The 18,711-nt window shown below is 58.8% G+C and carries 10 protein-coding genes and 4 tRNA genes; 9 read left to right on the top strand and 5 right to left on the bottom strand.

Annotated features, from left to right (window positions below):
* Window positions 1-96: 96 nt before the first annotated feature.
* The gene (gene uvrA / locus CSQ93_RS18330) at window positions 97-2,946 is read left to right on the top strand and encodes an excinuclease ABC subunit UvrA (RefSeq protein WP_099379256.1); all 2,850 of its coding nucleotides are present in this window, start codon (window positions 97-99) and stop codon (window positions 2,944-2,946) included.
* 95 nt (window positions 2,947-3,041) lie between these two features.
* Here the strand turns inward: uvrA and CSQ93_RS18325 are convergent, their stop codons facing one another.
* Window positions 3,042-5,087: an outer membrane protein assembly factor BamB family protein gene (locus tag CSQ93_RS18325; protein ID WP_158301281.1), complete on the bottom strand. Its 2,046-nt coding sequence runs from the start codon at window positions 5,085-5,087 to the stop codon at window positions 3,042-3,044.
* A 322-nt stretch (window positions 5,088-5,409) separates the two neighbouring features.
* Window positions 5,410-7,281: a phosphoenolpyruvate carboxykinase (GTP) gene (locus CSQ93_RS18320; protein ID WP_099379254.1), complete on the bottom strand. Its 1,872-nt coding sequence runs from the start codon at window positions 7,279-7,281 to the stop codon at window positions 5,410-5,412.
* 328 nt (window positions 7,282-7,609) lie between these two features.
* On the opposite strand from CSQ93_RS18320, the gene CSQ93_RS18315 reads away from it, so the two are divergent.
* The gene (locus CSQ93_RS18315; protein ID WP_099379253.1) at window positions 7,610-8,623 is read left to right on the top strand and encodes a D-2-hydroxyacid dehydrogenase family protein; all 1,014 of its coding nucleotides are present in this window, start codon (window positions 7,610-7,612) and stop codon (window positions 8,621-8,623) included.
* On the opposite strand, the gene CSQ93_RS18310 is transcribed toward CSQ93_RS18315, so the two are convergent.
* Window positions 8,611-9,384, bottom strand: coding sequence for an L-asparaginase (locus CSQ93_RS18310; RefSeq protein WP_099379252.1), 774 nt, complete (start codon window positions 9,382-9,384; stop codon window positions 8,611-8,613). The two genes, CSQ93_RS18315 and CSQ93_RS18310, sit on opposite strands and share 13 nt — an antisense overlap.
* Window positions 9,385-9,562: 178 nt before the next feature.
* Here CSQ93_RS18310 and CSQ93_RS18305 point away from each other — a divergent pair, with 178 nt between their 5' ends.
* A complete protein-coding gene (locus tag CSQ93_RS18305) occupies window positions 9,563-10,048 on the top strand; it encodes an asparaginase domain-containing protein (RefSeq protein WP_034781194.1) in 486 nt (161 codons plus the stop codon).
* A 521-nt stretch (window positions 10,049-10,569) separates the two neighbouring features.
* A complete protein-coding gene (locus tag CSQ93_RS18300) occupies window positions 10,570-13,302 on the top strand; it encodes a TonB-dependent receptor (protein ID WP_099379251.1) in 2,733 nt (910 codons plus the stop codon).
* Window positions 13,303-13,437: 135 nt separating this feature from the next.
* Here the strand turns inward: CSQ93_RS18300 and CSQ93_RS18295 are convergent, their stop codons facing one another.
* Together CSQ93_RS18295 and dinB are read right to left on the bottom strand one after the other, a co-directional pair.
* Entirely contained in the window at window positions 13,438-14,334 is an 897-nt protein-coding gene (locus tag CSQ93_RS18295) for a recombination-associated protein RdgC (RefSeq protein ID WP_034754435.1), read from the bottom strand.
* Between the two features lie 118 nt (window positions 14,335-14,452).
* A complete protein-coding gene (dinB, locus tag CSQ93_RS18290) occupies window positions 14,453-15,607 on the bottom strand; it encodes a DNA polymerase IV (protein WP_099379250.1) in 1,155 nt (384 codons plus the stop codon).
* Window positions 15,608-15,792: 185 nt separating this feature from the next.
* Here dinB and CSQ93_RS18285 point away from each other — a divergent pair, with 185 nt between their 5' ends.
* From CSQ93_RS18285 to CSQ93_RS18265, 5 genes are all read left to right on the top strand, one after another.
* Entirely contained in the window at window positions 15,793-17,955 is a 2,163-nt protein-coding gene (locus CSQ93_RS18285; RefSeq protein ID WP_233516241.1) for a S9 family peptidase, read from the top strand.
* Between the two features lie 99 nt (window positions 17,956-18,054).
* Window positions 18,055-18,130 (top strand) — tRNA-Val (locus CSQ93_RS18280).
* A 54-nt stretch (window positions 18,131-18,184) separates the two neighbouring features.
* Window positions 18,185-18,261: transfer RNA gene (locus CSQ93_RS18275), tRNA-Asp, on the top strand.
* A 216-nt stretch (window positions 18,262-18,477) separates the two neighbouring features.
* Window positions 18,478-18,553, top strand: a tRNA-Val gene (locus tag CSQ93_RS18270).
* A gap of 57 nt (window positions 18,554-18,610) precedes the next feature.
* Window positions 18,611-18,687, top strand: a tRNA-Asp gene (locus tag CSQ93_RS18265).
* The last annotated feature ends 24 nt before the right edge of the window (window positions 18,688-18,711 follow it).

The raw sequence follows: 18,711 nt of genomic DNA, 5'->3' as shown, positions 1-18,711 counted from the left end.
ACCCGGCTATAGTTACAGGTTGACCCGTTGTGGCTCCTCATCTGCACCCAGGCACAATGCGCCGGCCGCACCACTCACTGAAAGCAAGGCAATCACATGGAACAGATCCGCATTCGCGGCGCTCGCACGCATAACCTCAAGAATATCAATCTCGATTTGCCGCGCAATAAGCTGATCGTGATTACCGGCTTGTCCGGCTCCGGCAAGTCTTCGCTGGCCTTCGACACCTTGTACGCGGAAGGCCAACGGCGCTATGTCGAGTCGCTGTCGGCGTATGCGCGCCAGTTCCTGCAATTGATGGAAAAACCCGACGTCGACCTGATCGAGGGCTTATCTCCCGCCATCTCCATCGAACAGAAGGCAACTTCGCATAACCCGCGCTCGACGGTGGGTACCGTGACGGAAATCCACGATTATCTGCGCCTGCTGTACGCGCGCGTGGGTACGCCCTACTGCCCCGACCATCCTGAAAACGCGTTGGCGGCCCAGTCCGTATCGCAAATGGTCGATGCTGTGCTTGCCATGCCGGAAGACACCAAGCTGATGATCCTGGCGCCCGTCGTCGCCAACCGCAAGGGCGAGCATGTCGACCTGTTCGAGCAGATGCAGGCGCAGGGCTTCGTGCGCTTTCGCGTGCAGAGCGGCACGCATGCCGCCAAGATTTATGAAGTGGATGACCTCCCGAAACTGAAGAAAACGGAAAAACACACGATCGACGTCGTCATCGACCGGGTCAAGGTGAACCAGGAGATCAAGCAACGGCTGGCGGAAAGTTTCGAGACAGCCCTGCGCCTGGCCGATGGCCGCGCCATCGCCTACGAAATGGATACGGCCCAGGAGCACGTGTATTCCAACAAGTTCGCCTGCAATGTGTGTGGCTATTCCCTGCAGGAACTGGAACCGCGTCTGTTCTCGTTCAACAACCCCATGGGCGCCTGCCCCGAATGCGACGGCCTGGGACATATCGAATTCTTTGACCCGAAACGCATCGTCGCGTTCCCGAACCTGTCGCTCGCCTCGGGCGCCGTCAAGGGCTGGGACCGCCGCAACCAGTTTTACTTCCAGATGCTGTCGAATCTGGCCGCGTATTACGAGTTCGACCTGGACATGCCGTTCGAGCAGCTGGCACTGAATGCGCAGCAAGCCGTGTTGTACGGTTCCGGCAAGCAAGTGATTCCGTTCAGCTATGTGAACGAACGGGGCCGCACCGTCATCAAGGAACACACGTTCGAAGGCGTGGTCAACAATCTGCAGCGCCGCTACCGCGAGACGGATTCGATGGCCGTCAAGGAAGAACTGGCCAAGTTCATCAATGAAAAATGCTGCCCGTCATGCGATGGCGCGCGCCTGCGCGTGGAAGCGCGCTTCGTCAAGGTCGGCACCGGCAAGCAGCAGCGGGCCATCTATGAAGTGGCGGGAAAACCGCTGCGCGAGACCCTGGAATTTTTTGAAAAACTGAAACTGACGGGCGCCAAGAAAGAGATCGCTGACCGCGTGGTCAAGGAAATTATTTCGCGCCTGAAATTCCTCAACAATGTGGGCCTCGACTACCTGTCGCTGGACCGCAGCGCCGACACGCTCTCCGGCGGTGAAGCACAGCGCATCCGTTTGGCATCGCAGATCGGCTCCGGTTTGACGGGCGTCATGTATGTGCTCGATGAACCGTCGATCGGCTTGCATCAGCGCGATAATGACCGTCTGATCGAAACCTTGAAACACTTGCGCGACATCGGCAACAGCGTGCTGGTGGTCGAGCATGACGAAGACGCCATCCGCACGGCCGACTACATCGTCGACATGGGCATCGGCGCGGGCGTGCACGGCGGCGAAATCATCGCCGAAGGCACCTTGTCCGACATTCTCAAGAACAAGAAATCGCTGACGGCGCAATACCTGAACGGCAAGCTGAAGATCGCCGTACCAGCCAAGCGCCACGCCAGCAATCCGGAAAAGCAGCTGCTCATTACTGGCGCGACGGGCAACAACCTGAAAAAGGTGTCGCTGAGCTTGCCGGTGGGCTTGATGACGTGCGTGACGGGCGTGTCCGGTTCGGGCAAGTCGTCGCTGGTCAACGATACTTTATATCCGGCCCTGTCGCGCCATCTGTACGGTTCGCAGACGGAACCGGCGCCGCACGAGTCGATCAGCGGCCTGGAACACTTCGACAAGGTCATTTCCGTCGACCAGGCGCCGATCGGCCGCACGCCGCGCTCGAATCCCGCCACCTACACGGGCTTGTTTACGCCGATCCGCGACCTGTTCTCCACCGTGCCGACGGCCAAGGAACGCGGTTACAGCGCGGGCCGCTTCTCGTTCAACGTCAAGGGCGGACGCTGCGAAGCATGCCAGGGCGATGGCGTGATCAAGGTCGAGATGCATTTCTTGCCCGACGTCTACGTGCCATGCGACGTCTGCCACGGCAAGCGCTACAACCGCGAAACGCTGGAAGTACAATACAAGGGCAAGAACATCACGGAAGTGCTGGGCATGACGGTGGAAGAGGCGCATGAATTCTTCAAGCCCGTGCCCTTGATCGCGCGCAAGCTGCAAACCCTGCTCGACGTGGGCCTCGGCTACATCAAGCTGGGTCAGAGCGCCACCACCCTGTCCGGCGGCGAGGCGCAGCGCGTGAAATTGTCGCTGGAATTGTCCAAGCGCGACACGGGCCGCACCCTGTACATCCTCGACGAACCGACGACAGGCCTGCACTTCCACGACATCGATTTGTTGTTAAAGGTCATCCACCGCCTGCGCGACCAGGGCAACACCCTCGTCATCATCGAGCACAACCTGGACGTCATCAAGACGGCCGACTGGATCGTCGACCTGGGCCCCGAAGGCGGCGCTGGCGGCGGGCAGATCATCGCCACCGGTACGCCGGAAGACGTGGCGCTGAACCCGGCCAGCGTGACGGGCAAGTACCTGGGGCCGCTGCTGAAGCAATAAGCGGCGCTTCCCTCGCGCTCCCCCGGCCAATAATCTTGTCCGGGGGGGCAGTTTGGGCAAGCTGCTCTACGAGCATTCGGCATGCTGCCGCGGATTTATTTCACATTAAATCCCACCACCGAGCCTCCCAACGCACTGATATATAGAACGCCATTGGCCGACATCGACAATACCCCACCGGTCGGCTCGGTCCATACCAGTTGGTGGGTCTTCACATCCAGCGCATAGGTAGTCCCGCTGAACGAAACAAAAACCAGGTTCTTCGTAACCAGGATATCCGTACCGGCGAACGATATTAAGCGCCGCGGCACTTCCCAGCTCCATAATAATTTGCCGTCGCTTTCCGCACGCGCTTCCAGCATCGACGTCGCATCATCCACTACGTACACCACGCCTTCCGCATACGCAAAATTATCGCCATAGGTGCCGGTGCTGGACCATGCCACCTTGTTTTGCGCAACGTTAAAATTGACCAGTTTTCTGGTCTTGCTGGCACTTTCCGGCTGCGTCATGCCGAAGATGGAGCCAGGTGCACCAGCGACCGGCGCCAGCGAAGATGCGCTCGTAGAGGTCCACATCATCTCCGGGGTGGCAATCGTCCTCTGGAGTGTTCCCGTCGTAGCGTCGGCCAGGGACAAGCCTTGGTCAAGGCTGAACAAATTGCTGCCCTGTAGCGTCGCCGAAGTCATGGGCGCAAACCATAATGGCGTTCCCGTGAGCGCCTCCAGTGCCTGCACGCCATTCGTATCGCCACTGGCAACGCTATGGAACAGCTTTCCACCACTGACCATCGGCTTCATCCATAAAGGAGGTATGGTATAGCCGTCGCGCTTGGGGAACGATGAGTAGGATGTGAACACCATCGTCCCGGTGCTCGCATTCAAACCATACAATACTTGCCGGCTGTCATCGGTGCCAGTTCTCACATACAGCATATCGCCCGAAGTACTAGAAAAAGGATCTCTGCCGAAATCCCGGCTCCAGGCGACGCTGCCGTCGGATTCCTTCAGCGCATACAGAATCGCACCTGCATTCAAGAAAACGTGATTGGAGGAAATCGCCATTGGCGTGCGGTGCATATAGCTGGCGCCGGGAATGGGCCAGGTCCAGCGCCTGGAAAATTTCGACACATCGAGCGTGACGGGTACATAACTGGTGCGTTGCGCATTGCCTCGTTCACCTTGCCAATCGGACACACCCGGCCAGCGCGTCAACGCAGTCAAGGTAGACAACGCCCTGACTTCAACGTCATATGGCACCGACATGGTCGTCACCGGATAGCGCGCGCTGCACTCAAGGTCACGGCAGGCGCGTATTTCAATGTTACCGCGATAGCGTCCACTGGCCAGGCTTGGCACCGTTTTCAGCGTGAACTCATACATGAAGTCACCATTCCAGCGGAAGTCGGACGTTTTGATGAAGACGCCTTTCGGATCAGTGGCGGTAATGTACAGATTGATTTTAGACTGTCCGGATGGTGCCGCAAGCACGCCACTGGTCGTGGCGGCCTGTCCCTCATAAAAAGATTCGGATATGGAAATAGGATTAACAAATTCCACCGGTATGGTATGCAAGGCGCTGACCGAGTAAGGCAGCAACTGCCTTGAATAGGAGATCGGATTGCTGCAGGCCGCATCCCGGCAAACCTGGATTTCCATATAGCCTTCATAAGTACCAAACGACAGCGTGCTCGGCATCGTGATCAGGGCGGTATACGTCACATTATTCTCTTGAGTAACGGAACTACTCAACTGCAATACGCCGGTTGGATCGAAGAAACGGAAAAAAAGCGGTTCTGTCGCCGGACTGCTCAAAGTAATCTGCACTTTCGATACCCTGCTCTCGCCAAGCAGCATGACTTCCACCACCTTTGATGGCGTAAACGTCAACGCCGGATAGATCACACCAGGCTTGGTGGGTACGACTGGATCTGGCTGCGCAGGGGTCACTGGCGTTACTGGCGCAATCGGAGTTTCGGGGACTGGTACCGTCGGTGGCACCGTGACCACAGGCGGCGTCGGGGTCGGAGGAGCGACATTGGCATCGGCACCGCCGCCGCCGCCACAGGCGCTAATACAGCATAGGGTAAGCGAGGCAAGCAGATTCTTTACAGACGCCAATTTATCCACATTATTTTCCATCAAGAAATTTTCAAGTTGTCAAATAATATAGATTTACAGAAATATTGTCTATCTTTTAAGCCGTATTTCTCCGCTGCGATGGTTTTGGCGCCACAAGGGCGGCACACTGGCAAATCGCCTTGCATGGAATAGCCCGGCGCCATAAAAAACGGCGCGGATTGCTCATGCAATCCGCGCCGTTTCTCTTTTTGATAGCACCCCAGTCATTGCCGGCGTGTCATTTATCGCACGCCAGTCTTTGCTGGCGTGTTTCTCCCCCACTACAACTCTCAACACCTGACAAGCTACTGCGCTTGTCAGGTGCCGCTTTACGCTAACTTATTTATGCACCCAGCCGCTTTTCCAGCGCAGCCTTGTGATCTGCCAATTCCTGCGGCAGATGATACGCGAGTTTTTCAAACAACTCCGTATGCAATTTCAGCTCTTCCACCCACGCGGCCTTGTCGATCGAGGTGATGGTGTCGAACTGTTGCTGCGTGAATGGCAAGCCATCCCAGTTCAGGTCGCCATACTGCGGCGTCGTGCCGAACAGGTTTTCCACGCCGCCCGCCTTGCCTTCGATACGCTCAAGCATCCATTTGAGCACGCGCATGTTGTCGCCGAAGCCAGGCCAGACGAATTTGCCAGCCTCATCCGTGCGGAACCAGTTGACGCAATAGATCTTCGGCAGGGCAGCCGGGTTGACTTTGCCCACCTTGACGCCCATGTCCAGCCAGTGCTGGAAGTAATCGCTCATGTTATAGCCGATAAACGGCAACATGGCAAATGGATCGCGGCGCACGACACCCATCTGGCCCACGGCGGCGGCCGTTGTTTCCGAACCCATGGTGGCGGCCATGTAGACGCCTTCGACCCAGTTGCGCGCTTCGGTGACCAGCGGCACGGTGGTCGAGCGGCGGCCGCCAAAGATGAAGGCCGAGATCGGCACACCGGCCGGGTCGTCCCAGGCCGCGTCGATCACCGGGTTTTGCGTTGCCGCAACAGTGAAGCGCGCGTTCGGGTGCGCCGCCTTGGTGCCGGACGCTGGCGTCCAGTCCTTGCCCTGCCAGTCGATCAGGTGACTTGGTGCTTCCTTGGTCAAACCTTCCCACCAGACGTCGCCGTCGTCCGTCAGCGCCACGTTGGTGAAGATCGTGTTGTCGCGCATGGAGGCCATGCAGTTGTAATTGGTTTTTTCGTTGGTGCCCGGCGCCACGCCGAAGTAGCCCGCTTCCGGATTGATGGCATACAGGCGGCCATCCGCGCCCGGCTTGATCCAGGCGATATCGTCGCCGATGGTGGTCACTTTCCAGCCGTTAAAACTTGCCGGCGGGATCAGCATGGCGAAGTTGGTCTTGCCGCAAGCCGAGGGGAACGCCGCCGCCACGTAGTGCTTCTTGCCTTCCGGCGATTCCACGCCGAGGATCAGCATGTGTTCGGCCAGCCAGCCCGGATTGTTTTCCGATGCTTGCGCTTCCTGGTAGCCCATGTTCGAGGCGATGCGCAGGGCGAAACATTTCTTGCCCAGCAAGGCGTTACCGCCATAGCCCGAACCGAAGGACCAGATTTCACGCGTTTCCGGGAAATGCACGATGTACTTGGTGCTGTTGCACGGCCATTTCACGTCAGCCTGGCCAGCAGCCAGCGGTGCGCCCACGCTATGCACGCACGGCACGAATGCGCCATCGGTGCCCAGCACGTCGTACACGGCACGGCCCATGCGGGTCATGATCTTCATGTTGACGGCGACATACGGCGAGTCGGACAGTTCCACACCGATGTGCGCGATCGGCGAGCCCAGCGGGCCCATCGAGAAGGGCACGACGTACATGGTGCGGCCGCGCATGCAGCCGTCGAACAGGCCGTTCAAGGTGTGGCGCATCTCGCCAGGCTCGGTCCAGTTATTCGTCGGGCCGGCCGCTTCTTTCGTTGCCGAGCAGATATACGTGCGGTCTTCGACGCGGGCCACGTCGCTCGGATCGGAGCAGGCCAGGTAAGAATTCGGGCGCTTTTCGGCATTCAGTTTTTTCATGGTGCCGCTGGCAACCATTTCAGCGCACAGGCGCTCGTACTCTTCTTGCGAACCATCGCACCAGTAAATACGATCTGGCTTGGTCAGCGCGGCAATGTCGGCCACCCAGTTGATCAGTTTCTGTTGTTTAATATAAGCTGGGACGTTGAGTGCGGCGACGCCACCCATGACGGGCTGATTCATATTACCTCCAATACCAATAAAAGAAATTCTGGTCGTTCCGGCAAGACGGGCAGCATCGTCGAGAGGTGGCTGCGGCTCACTGCGGGCGGTGTGCTCACGCGGGCAGGGCTCTGGTGTCGTTTACCTGGATCATGCACCCAGGCTGCAGGAACAGTTTGCGCTATAACTATAATCAGGAAGCTTCAAAAGTGCCGGCGATTGTACACCCGCCAAACAGCTATTCTCGCAAAAATGTAGGAGAATAGCTTGACTAATGTAGTAGGCTATTCAGCATTTCCCGTATTCTGTTATTTCCCTACCAAATCCTCACTAAAATCGGCCATCCACCATGAAAATTGCCATACTTGATGATTACCAGGATGCCGTGCGCGGCCTCGATTGTTTCCAGTTGCTCGATGGCCACGAGGTCAAAGTGTTCAGCAATACGGCGCGGGGCCTGGGCCAGCTGGCGATCCGCCTGGCGCCGTTCGACGTGCTGGTGCTGATCCGCGAACGCAGCAGTTTCAACCGGGCCTTGCTGTCGAAACTGCCGAATTTGAAACTGATTTCGCAAACGGGCAAGGTCAGCGGACACATCGATGTGCCGGCCGCCACCGAGCTGGGCATCGCCATCGCGGAAGGCATCGGCTCGCCCACGGCGCCGGCCGAACTGACGTGGGCGCTGATCATGGCGGCGCAGCGCAAGATCGTGCCGTACGCGCAACATTTACAAGAGGGACTGTGGCAGACGTCGTCGCTGGAGCCAACGCGCAACACCCTCGGCACGGTATTGAAAGGGCGCACCCTGGCAATCTGGGGCTACGGCAAGATCGGTCAATTGATCGCCGGCTATGGCCGCGCCTTCGGCATGACCATCCTCGTGTGGGGCAGCGAAGCGAGCCGCGCCGCGGCCGTGGCGGCCGGCGATACGGCGGCGACATCGCGCGAAGCCTTCTTTGAACAGGCAGACGTATTGACCTTGCACCTGCGCCTGTCCGACGCCACGCGCGGGCTGGTAACAGCCGAGGACCTGGCGCGCATGAAGCACACTTCCCTGTTCGTCAACACCAGCCGTGCCGAGCTGGTCGCCGATGGCGCGCTGGAAGCGGCGCTGCCACAGGGGCGCCCGGGCGCGGCCGCGCTGGACGTGTTTACGGACGAGCCGCTGCCGCCAGGCTCGCCATTGCTGCTGCTGCCGAACGTGCTGGCCACGCCACACCTGGGCTACGTCGAGCGTGACAGCTATGAGCTGTATTTCCGCTACGCCTTGCAAAACATCGTGGATTTTGCACAAGGTCAATGCACGCGCCTGCTCAATCCGGAAGTGCTGGCGCATGCGCGGCAAGCCCCTCAGGAGCGCTGAAAGCCCTTCAACAGGTCCGGCTCGCCCGTGATGCTGATGGCAGGCACGGGCAGCACGTGCCGGCCGCGCCAAAGGCCGCACCAGCCGGGCGGCCAGGCGATGTCCGGCCCACGGTACGGCGCCACGCCGGCGCGCACGGCGACGACCGGCACGGGCGGCATGTCGGGCAAGGGTTCGCCTGGCGTGCGCTGCATGTCCAGGCTGTACATGTAATGGGGCAATAAGGCGTCGCAGACGCGGCCAAACCAGTCGCTATGGTCGTCGTCGCGTCCCAGCGCCTGCGCCAGGCCTTGCGGATCGAAACGGGCCAGGGCATCGATCAACTCGCCAGTGGTGGCGCCGGGCGTGTCGCCCCAGCCCATCACGGGGTTGACGTTGTAATCGGCGCCCGAACCATACCAGCCTTCGCGCCAGGGCCGTTGCATCCAGTCGCGCGGTCCCGTAAACAAATGCCAGCGCCAGTGCAGGCCCGACGGCTTGGGCCAGGAATACAGATACAGTTTCTGATAGCCGGCCTGATGCAGTTCGCGCACCATGGCCATCAGGCGCGCATGCGGCATGCGGTCCGGCGGCGCGCGGCGAAACAGGATCGCTTCGCCATCGGCAAATTGCACGTCGTCGGTCGACAGGTTCAGGTCCAGGGTCCGCGCTTCGCTGCCGAAACGGGCGGCGATCCAGCCTGTCAGCAAATTGACGGACGTGATCACCCCGTAACCGCGGTGGCGGTGAAAAATGACGGTGCCGGGAGCGAGCGCTTTCATACGGAGTCGGGGTGGCAGGCAAACAAAGAAACCAGTGTACTCACAGATGGCCAAATTTTCCAGATGCGGCGCGGTAGCAGGGCGGCAAGCACGCTGCCCCATCTGCGGCAGCATTCACGCAACGTTGCCAATCCACGCTATCATGCGCGTCATTCTCCACTGACATCGTGACCACATCATGACTTTGCGCATACTCGCCACTGGCGGCACTTTCGACAAACACTACAACGAATTGAACGGTACCCTGGGCTTTTCCGACAGTCATTTGCCGGCAGCGATTGCCCGCGCGCGCATGACGGCGCCCGTGGCGCTGGAGCAATTGCCCCTGCTCGATTCGCTCGACATGCAGGATGCGGACCGTCAGCGCGTGCTGGCCTCGTGCCGCGCGGCGCAGGAGAAAGCCATCGTCATCATCCACGGCACCGACACCATGCGCGAAACAGCGCAAGTGCTGGGCGCGGCGAACCTGCAGCAAACGGTGATTTTGACGGGGGCCATGATTCCCTACGAAATCGACAACTCCGATGCCTTGTTCAACCTGGGCTTTGCCTGCGGCGTAGCGCAAACCTTGCCAGCCGGCGTGTACGTGGCCATGAATGGCCAGATCTTCGCCTGGGACAATGTGCAAAAGAACCGCGCCGCCGGCGTATTCCAGCCCTTGTAAGCCAATGCCCGACAGCGCACGACAGTCAGACCGACACACGGTCTGACTGGCACGCTGTCACAATTCGACCAGCCCGTTTTTAACGGGCTTTTTTTACGTTTTTTTGCCTTTCAAAAATTCTGCAAAGCCGCAGATTTCGTCGAATTATTGCAGGTAAAACATCAAATTGCCAATACAATAATTTTATGTTGTAAAAAAACGCCATTCATCATTTTTAAAAACACCGATATTATTAAATATAAAACTGCAATTTAACAATTAACTTGAATATTCTTCTGTATCCATAATTTATTGCCAAATCCGACACGGTTGATATGCATTTTTTCTTGCTGAGACGACATAATGTTCGCCTCGACAAGTCAAAAGTGCATTTATAACAATATTGCGCTAAGTAGTCTTCCACTTCCCACCGACGTGGTTCCGCCTACCGTACACGAGCACTGCTGGTCATCTATCCGATGGCTTATACGTGCTCGTGTACTGCTTGTCGTTATTAAAACTACTACGGAGTAATTGTTACAATGGCATTTAAAGAAAAAATTGGCGTGCGCAGCGTACGCCTGGCCCTGACCGTTCTGGCAGGTAGCGTCTTGTTCTCTGGCCAATCCATGGCGGACGAAGCAATTCAAAAAGTTGAAATTACCGGTTCGAGCATCAAGCGTATCGCTGTCGAAGGCGCCTTGCCTGTACAGCGCCTGTCGCAAGAAGCGATCGCCAAATCGGGCGCCACTTCGGTAGCCGACCTGATCCAGGCACTGCCAGCCATGCAAGGCTTCACCATCGGCGCAGTCGCCGCTGGTTCGAATTCGGGCGGCAATACCAGCGCATCGCTGCACGGTATCGGCGAGACCTACACCCTGGTGCTGTTGAACGGCCGCCGCATCGCGCCACAAGGTTCCGGCACCACGGTCAACCTGAACGCCATCCCGATGAGCGCCGTTGAGCGCGTCGAAGTCCTGACCGACGGCGCTTCGGCCCTGTACGGCTCGGACGCCATCGCCGGCGTAGTCAACTTCATCCTGAAGAAAAACCAGCAAGGCGCCACCCTGGAAGCCACTTACAGCGCTCCGGAAGCCAAGGGCGGCAACACCTGGAATACCAGCGTCACCTATGGTTTCGGAGACCTGGACGAAGACCGCTTCAACGTGCTGGTCTCGTACCGCCACGACGAGCAGTCGAAACTGCGCGCTACCGACCGTACGTTCGCCGATAGCTCGTACCTGAAATTCGCCCGCGGCGGCAAGAACTACATCTGGGACCGCACCAGCACCTCGGCTGCACCAGCAGGCGCCACCGTTGCCTACAAGACAAAAGACAGTGTCTCGACCGCATTCACGCCTTACCTGGAGATGACCGGCGAATGCCCTACAGGTTTCGACCTCACCACCAGCAATGCACGCGCTTGCGGTTTCGACACCGGTTCCACCGTGGAAATCGTGCCGCAATCGAAACGCGACAGCCTGTTTACCAAAGGCACGTACAAGCTGAACGACAACCTGAACGCGTTCGCCGAAGTCGCCTACTCGCGCTTCGACCTGACCGCGCGTATCGCCGCCAATCCGATTCCGATTTCGATCGCCAAGGACAGCGCGCTGTACAACACCTATGTGTCGCCCTACCTGACGCCAGCGCAACGTGCCGACGTCAAGTCGGTCACCGCCAACTACCGTACGACGGACTTCGGCCTGCGCGCCAGCAACACCATCACCGAAACCAAGCACATGGTGGTGGGCGTGGAAGGTGAACTGGGCGCCTGGAACTTCGAAAGCGGCCTGACCTGGTCGCAAAACTCGATCGACGAGCGCTACACGGGCGGTTACGCAACAAATCAAGGCTTCAAGGACATCCTCGCCAATCCGGATTTCAATCCGTTTGCAACAACGCAAAAGCCATCCGTGCAGTCGCAAATCGCTGGCGCGCAGTTCATCGGTTCGATCCGTACCGCATCGACCACCATGCGCGGCGTCGACACGCACGGTTCGCGTGAACTGTTCGACCTGCCAGGCGGCAAGGCCAGCCTGGGTATCGGTGGCGATTACCGCACCTACCGCTATGAGCAGTCGCCAGACAGCAACGGCACGTCGAAAGATATCTACAACTTCAACACCTCGCCTGCCTACGACTTGAGCCGCGATACCTATGGCGCTTTCGTCGAATTGCTGGCACCGCTGACCAAGTCGTTCGAAATGACCGTTGGCGGCCGTTACGATGCCGTCAAGGCGATCGATGACAAGCTGAACAGCAAAACTGTCGGCAAAAAAGACAGCGCCAATACCTACAAGGTATCGGCACGCTGGCAGCCGGTACAAACCGTGCTGATCCGCGGTTCCTACGGCACGGGCTTCAAGGCGCCAAGCATGCTGGACCTGGCACAGCCATTGGTCACTGCAGGCTTTACTGCCAAGAAATTTGATTGCCCTTACCCAGGTACGGCACTGTGCCGCGCGGAAGCAACGCAATACAACGCCATGTCGGAAGGTAATCCTGAGCTGCAATCGGAAAAATCGAAACAGTTCACCCTGGGCTTCCGTGTCGAGCCTAGCGCGGCCTTCTCGTTCGGCGCCGACCTGTGGGATGTGAAACTGCGTAATGCCGTATCGGAAATCACCGAAGCGCAGGCATTTGCCGATCCAGTCAAGTACGCGACGAGCTTCACGCAATATATCGAACCGTCGACCGGCAATCCCTACTACGCGTTCAAGAAACTGTCGGTCAACATCGGCAAGAAGGAATACCGTGGTATCGACTGGGATCTGTCGGCCAACCACAAGTTTGACTTCGGCAAGCTGACCGCCCAACTGAGCGGTACGCACATGTTGCACGCGAACTACACCAAAGCTGGTAGCGACAATATCTACACCAGCAACATGGACTTCTTCGGCGATACCAACGAAGTCACGTTCCGCAACCTGATGAAGCTGACGACGACCCTGGATACGGGCCGCCTGAGCAACACGGTAACGGTCAACTACCGTAACGGCTACACCGATGCGGCAGCTACCGTGTACGACGTGGCCACCAAAAAAGAAGTGAAGGATTTCCGCCTGCAAGTTCCGTCGTACACCACGTTCGACTGGCAAGCGCGTTTCGCCTTTGACAAGCAAACCACGATCCGCGCAGGCATCAAAAACCTGTTCGACCGTGCACCGCCGCTGTCGCTGCGCTCTTCGTCGGGCCACCAGGTTGGTTTCGACCCACGCTACGCCGATCCAATGATGCGTTCGTTCTACATCACCGGCAACTACAAGTTCTAATTTGACGTTGTAAATTAGCTTGTCTCGAAAGCGCCTTGCACCTCACCGTGCAAGGCGCTTTTTTTATGCAGCAACACATTGCATAGGCGAAAAAAAAGGAGCCGCAGCTCCTTTTCCGTACCGGCATGACTGCGCTTATGCAGTCGCTTCGCCGCCCAATGCCTCGACCACGTCGGCCATCAGCTTGGAGAGCTCGCCCGTCATCAGCATCACGTCGCCGTCGAAACGCTCTTCGTCGTTCTTCGTGCTCGATTCCGTTTCCTTGATCACGTCCAGCGGCTTGACGCTCTTGATGGCCAGCGACTCCGTCAGCACGAACGAAATCTTGTCGTTCCACGTCATGGCCAGGCGCGTGCACTGCTTGCCGGCCGCGATATGGCGGCGCACGTCGTCCGCTTCCAGCGTGTGGCGCACGTAGCGCACGGTGGCCTTGCTCTCGCCCGTGGCGCGCAATTCCGTATCCATGTCGACCGTGAAGCCGGCCGGCGCATCGTCCGCTTGCAGCCATTCCGTCATCACCGCCACGGGCGAGCGCTGCACGCGCAGGCTTTCCAGCGGCAGTTTGTCGACGGCTTTGAGCAGCAGCTTGATGACTTCATCGGCTTTTGCCGGGCTGGCGGCATCGACCACCAGCCAGCCATTGACGGGATCGATCCACGTCCAGACGTTGCTGCGGATGCTGAAGGCGCGCGGCAGCAGCTCGTCGGCCACGCGTTCCTTCAATTCCTTCATGGCCTTTTTACCAGGCGCAAACCCTTGCGCTTCTTCCATCTCGGCAGCGCGGGCCTTGGCCACCTGGTTGATGACGGTCGCTGGCAGCAGTTTCTTTTCCGTGCCCAGCAGGATCAGCATCTGCTTGTTGACCACGTGGACCAGGCCGCCGTTCGGGCGTGGCGTATCCCAGCCCTGGCGCATCAGATCCATGCTGGTCGCCGGCGTAAATTTGTTCGAGGACAAGGCCTCTTCCAGTTGTTCTGGCGTGTAGGCCCATGGTGCGGGCAGGCGGTAAATCTGAAGATTCTTGAACCACATAGTTTTTGTCTTCCGTTTGTTTCAGTAGTGCCAGGGGAACGCCATTCTACACTTTCGACACGGGAATGCCGTCAAAAGCGCGGACTGGCGTGGTGTTGTTGATGCGTGGAGAATGCCGCTACAGGGCGGGAAACAGCTCCGCCTGGGCTGGCGCCTGCCGCATCACGCTGGCCGGATCGGACAAGGTCGAGATGCGCACGCCCAGCAGGCGGATTTTCTTTTCAAATGGCACGCGCCGCAAGCAATCGCGGCTGGCGCGCAGGATGGCGGCGGCGTCCGCCGTGGCGCTGGGCAAGGTGATGTCGCGCGTGACGGTGCTGAAATCCTCGAAGCGCAGCTTGATGCCCACCGTGCGCCCCGCCAGCGACTGTTTGTCGAGGTCGCCGGCCACGCGCGTGCACAGGCTTTCCAGCTTTTCCGACAGGGTGGCGCGGTCGCGCACCACCTGCAAGTCGCGCTCGAACGTCGTTTCGCGGCTGACGGACTTGGTTTCCCGGCTCGTCTGCACGGGCCGCTCATCGATGCCCAGCGCCGCCTGGCGCAGCCAGCCCGTGTACAGGTCGCCAAACTGCGTGCGCAGCATGGCCATGTCGGCCTGCGCCAGCTCGCCGATGGTGACAATGCCCAAGGCTTCCAGCTTGGCCGTCGCCTTCGGGCCGATGCCGTTGATCTTTTTCGCCGGCAAGGGCCACACGCGCGTGGCGATATCTTCGGGCGACAAAATGGTGAGCCCGTCGGGTTTTTCCAGGTCAGAACAGATTTTCGCCAACAATTTGTTCGGCGCCAGGCCGATCGAGCACGACAGGCCCGTCGCCTCGGACACCGCCGCCTTCAGGTGCGCCGCCATGGCCGGCGCCTGCTCACCGTATTCGGTCAGATCGACATAGATTTCATCGATGCCCACGTTCTGGATGATGGGGCACAACCGGGCCACGGCCTGCTTGAAGCGGGCCGAATATTCGCGGTAAGCCTCGAAATCGGCCGGCAGCAGGATGCTGTCGGGCGCGAGCTTGGCCGCCTTCATGATGCCCATGGCGGAAAACACGCCAAAGGCGCGCGCCGCGTAGGTCGAGGTGGTGACGACGCCGCGCCCCACGTAGTCGCGCATGCGCGCAAATTGCCGCGTGCCATCTTCCTGCAGCACGGGCTGCTGCAAGCGCCCGCCGCCGATGACGACGGCTTCGCCGCGCAATTCCGGATATTTCAACAGTTCCACAGAGGCGAAGAAGGCGTCCATGTCCAAGTGGGCTATCCAGCGGCGGGTTTCAGGCAATGTAGGGGCAGATGCGGTCAAGGACACCTCGCGGCGGGATGCTATCGGATACTGTAATTATATACAGTATCGCTGCAAATGCCAGTGGATGCAAGCAATGGGACGGTATTGATTGAAATCATGATTGGCTTTTCTATTTAGCAAGAATAGAATCGCTGCACAACAACGAAACCTAGGGAGTTGCCTTGTCCACTGTACCTCACGTCTTACGCCGACTGGCCGTCTGCTCATCCATCCTGCCGGCCGTGCTTCTCTCCACCTTGGCGCCATCCGCGCTGGCCGACACCACCACCATAACCACCAGTGCACCGGTCGCCGCCAAGACGGCTTGGCAGGAAACGCGCCACGGCACGGTCGTCACGGATGACTACCGCTGGCTGCAAAAGAAAACCGATCCTGCCGTGATCGACTACCTGAATGCGGAAAACGCCTACACGGCCGCCGTCACGGCGCCGATCCAGCCGCTGGCCGACAAGGTGTATGCGGAAATCAAGGGCCGCATGCAGGAAGTGGACCTGTCCGTGCCCGCGCGCCAGGGCAATTTCTACTATTACACGCGCGTGGAAGCGGGCAAGCAATACCCGATTCACTGCCGCCGCCCCGTCGGCGCCAGTGGCGCCTACGATGCGCAGGCGGCTGAAGAAATCCTGCTGGACCAGAATCAATTGGCCGAAGGCCACAAATTCTTTGCCGTGCGCGCCTTCAGCGTCAGCCCGAATGAACAGTTGCTGGCCTACACCACCGACACGACGGGTTTCCGCCAGTACGAGCTGCATGTCAAGGATTTGAAAACGGGCAAACTGCTGGGCGATACCATGCCGCGCGTGACATCGCTGGCGTGGGCGGCGGACAACGCCACCCTGATGCTGGCGCAGGAAGACGCCACCACCAAGCGCTCGGATCGATTGTTCCGCCTGGCCCTGGGCGGTGCGCCGCAACAGGTCTACCACGAGCCGGTGGAACAGTTCGCCATCAACGTGGGTCGCACGCGCGACAAGCAATTCTTCGTGCTCACCTCGGGCAGCACGGATACCAGCGAAGTGCTGCTGCTGCCAACGAGCAAGCCGCAAGGCAGCTTCCAGTCCGTGTTGAAACGTGAAAAAGGCCACCGCTACGGCATCGAGCACCGCGACGGCCAGCTGTATATTCTGACCAACAAGGAGGCGAAGAATTTCCGTGTCGTCAGCGCGCCCTTGTCCGCGCCGCAGCCGAAGAACTGGAAGCCGGTCGTGCCGCACAACAAGGATGCCGTGATCCAGTCCATCGACGTCTTCCAGGGTTACCTGGTGGTGATGGAAAAGGCGCGCGCCCTGAACCGCGCCCGCATCCTTGATTTTGCGCAAAAGAATTGGAAGACGGTGCAGTTCGACGATCCCGTCTACCTGGCCACGGCGGCCGGCACTCCGGAGTTTTCCGCCACGCAATTTCGCATGTCTTACCAGTCACCCGTCACGCCGCCCACCGTCATCGACGTCAGCATGCAGGATGGCAAGCGCACGGTGCTGAAGCAGCAGGAAATCGTCGGCGGCTTTGACAGCAGCCGCTACACGACGCAGCGCTTGTGGGTCAAGGCGCGCGATGGCGTGCAAGTGCCGCTGTGGATTGTCTACAAGAAAGGCGTGAAACTCGACGGTTCCGCGCCGCTGCTGCTGTACTCGTATGGTTCGTATGGCATTTCCACGGAAGCCAGTTTTGCCATCAGCCGCATCAGCCTGCTGGAACGGGGCGTCATCTATGCGCAGGCGCATATCCGCGGCGGCACCGACATGGGTGAAGCCTGGCATGAGGACGGCATGCTGATGAAGAAGAAAAACACCTTCAATGACTTCATCGACAGCGCCGACTATCTGGTGCGCGAAAAATGGACCAGCCCGAACCGCCTGATCATCCAGGGCGGCAGCGCGGGCGGCTTGCTGATGGGCGCCGTCGTCAACATGCGCCCCGACCTGTTCCACGCCGTGCACGCAGCCGTGCCGTTTGTCGACGTGATGAACACCATGATGGACGCCAGCCTGCCGCTGACCACGGGAGAATATCTGGAATGGGGCGACCCGAACCAGAAGGCCGCGTACGACTACATGCTCAGCTACTCGCCATACGACAACATTGCGCGCAAGAATTATCCCGCCATGCTGGTGACGACGGGCCTGAACGACAGCCAGGTCATGTACTGGGAACCGGCAAAATACGTGGCCAAGCTGCGCGCGTATAAAACGGACGGCAATCCCCTGCTGCTGAAAACGAATATGGGTGCCGGCCACGGCGGTGCCTCGGGCCGCTATAACGCCATCGCCGAAAACGCATTCAATATGGCGTGGATGCTGTCACAGTGGAATATCACGGAATAATGTGAAAAAAGCGCTTGCAGAAGGATTTTAGCCGTCCTATAATAGCGCCTCTTCCAGACGTGGTGACAAACGTCGGGATGGTTTTCTGAGACAAGCAACGGGTGCTTAGCTCAGTTGGTAGAGCGGCGCCCTTACAAGGCGTAGGTCGGGAGTTCGAGCCTCTCAGCACCCACCAAATCAGAAAACTGTCCAGTGCTTCATGGATCAGCAACACAGATCATACGAGCTTGGAGTGGTAGTTCAGTTGGTTAGAATACCGGCCTGTCACGTCGGGGGTCGCGGGTTCGAGTCCCGTCCGCTCCGCCAATAAAAGAAAAGCCCTTTGGTTCCCAGAACCGAAGGGCTTTTCCCATTTCAGAAGCCAAAAACACGCCTATCCCCCCTCGCCCGAACATTTTTGCGTTTTTCAGCAAAAAAATGCTTTTATCCCATAAGAATAGTTGCACAACGGGGAAAGCGCCCCCTATAATGGTGCCTCTTCCAGACGTGGTGACAAACGTCAGGATAGTTTTCTGGGTATGCGGGTGCTTAGCTCAGTTGGTAGAGCGGCGCCCTTACAAGGCGTAGGTCGGGAGTTCGAGCCTCTCAGCACCCACCACCAAAACAGAAAATTATCCAGTGCTTCATGGATCAGCAACACAGATCATACGAGCTTGGAGTGGTAGTTCAGTTGGTTAGAATACCGGCCTGTCACGTCGGGGGTCGCGGGTTCGAGTCCCGTCCGCTCCGCCAATAAAAGAAAAGCCCTTTGGTTCC

This window comes from Janthinobacterium sp. BJB426 (assembly GCF_002735705.1).
Taxonomy (GTDB): domain Bacteria; phylum Pseudomonadota; class Gammaproteobacteria; order Burkholderiales; family Burkholderiaceae_D; genus Janthinobacterium.
Note: the sequence above shows the minus strand (reverse complement) of the source record. Positions and strands in the feature narration are given on the sequence as shown.

What these genes read in the sequence shown, in the direction of transcription:
- CSQ93_RS18300 (WP_099379251.1), top strand. Translation starts at nt 10,570, where the DNA reads ATGGCATTTAAAGAAAAAATTGGCGTGCGCAGCGTACGCCTGGCCCTG.
- CSQ93_RS18310 (WP_099379252.1), bottom strand. Translation starts at nt 9,384, where the DNA reads ATGAAAGCGCTCGCTCCCGGCACCGTCATTTTTCACCGCCACCGCGGT.
- CSQ93_RS18305 (WP_034781194.1), top strand. Translation starts at nt 9,563, where the DNA reads ATGACTTTGCGCATACTCGCCACTGGCGGCACTTTCGACAAACACTAC.
- CSQ93_RS18315 (WP_099379253.1), top strand. Translation starts at nt 7,610, where the DNA reads ATGAAAATTGCCATACTTGATGATTACCAGGATGCCGTGCGCGGCCTC.
- CSQ93_RS18320 (WP_099379254.1), bottom strand. Translation starts at nt 7,281, where the DNA reads ATGAATCAGCCCGTCATGGGTGGCGTCGCCGCACTCAACGTCCCAGCT.
- CSQ93_RS18325 (WP_158301281.1), bottom strand. Translation starts at nt 5,087, where the DNA reads ATGGAAAATAATGTGGATAAATTGGCGTCTGTAAAGAATCTGCTTGCC.
- uvrA (WP_099379256.1), top strand. Translation starts at nt 97, where the DNA reads ATGGAACAGATCCGCATTCGCGGCGCTCGCACGCATAACCTCAAGAAT.
- CSQ93_RS18295 (WP_034754435.1), bottom strand. Translation starts at nt 14,334, where the DNA reads ATGTGGTTCAAGAATCTTCAGATTTACCGCCTGCCCGCACCATGGGCC.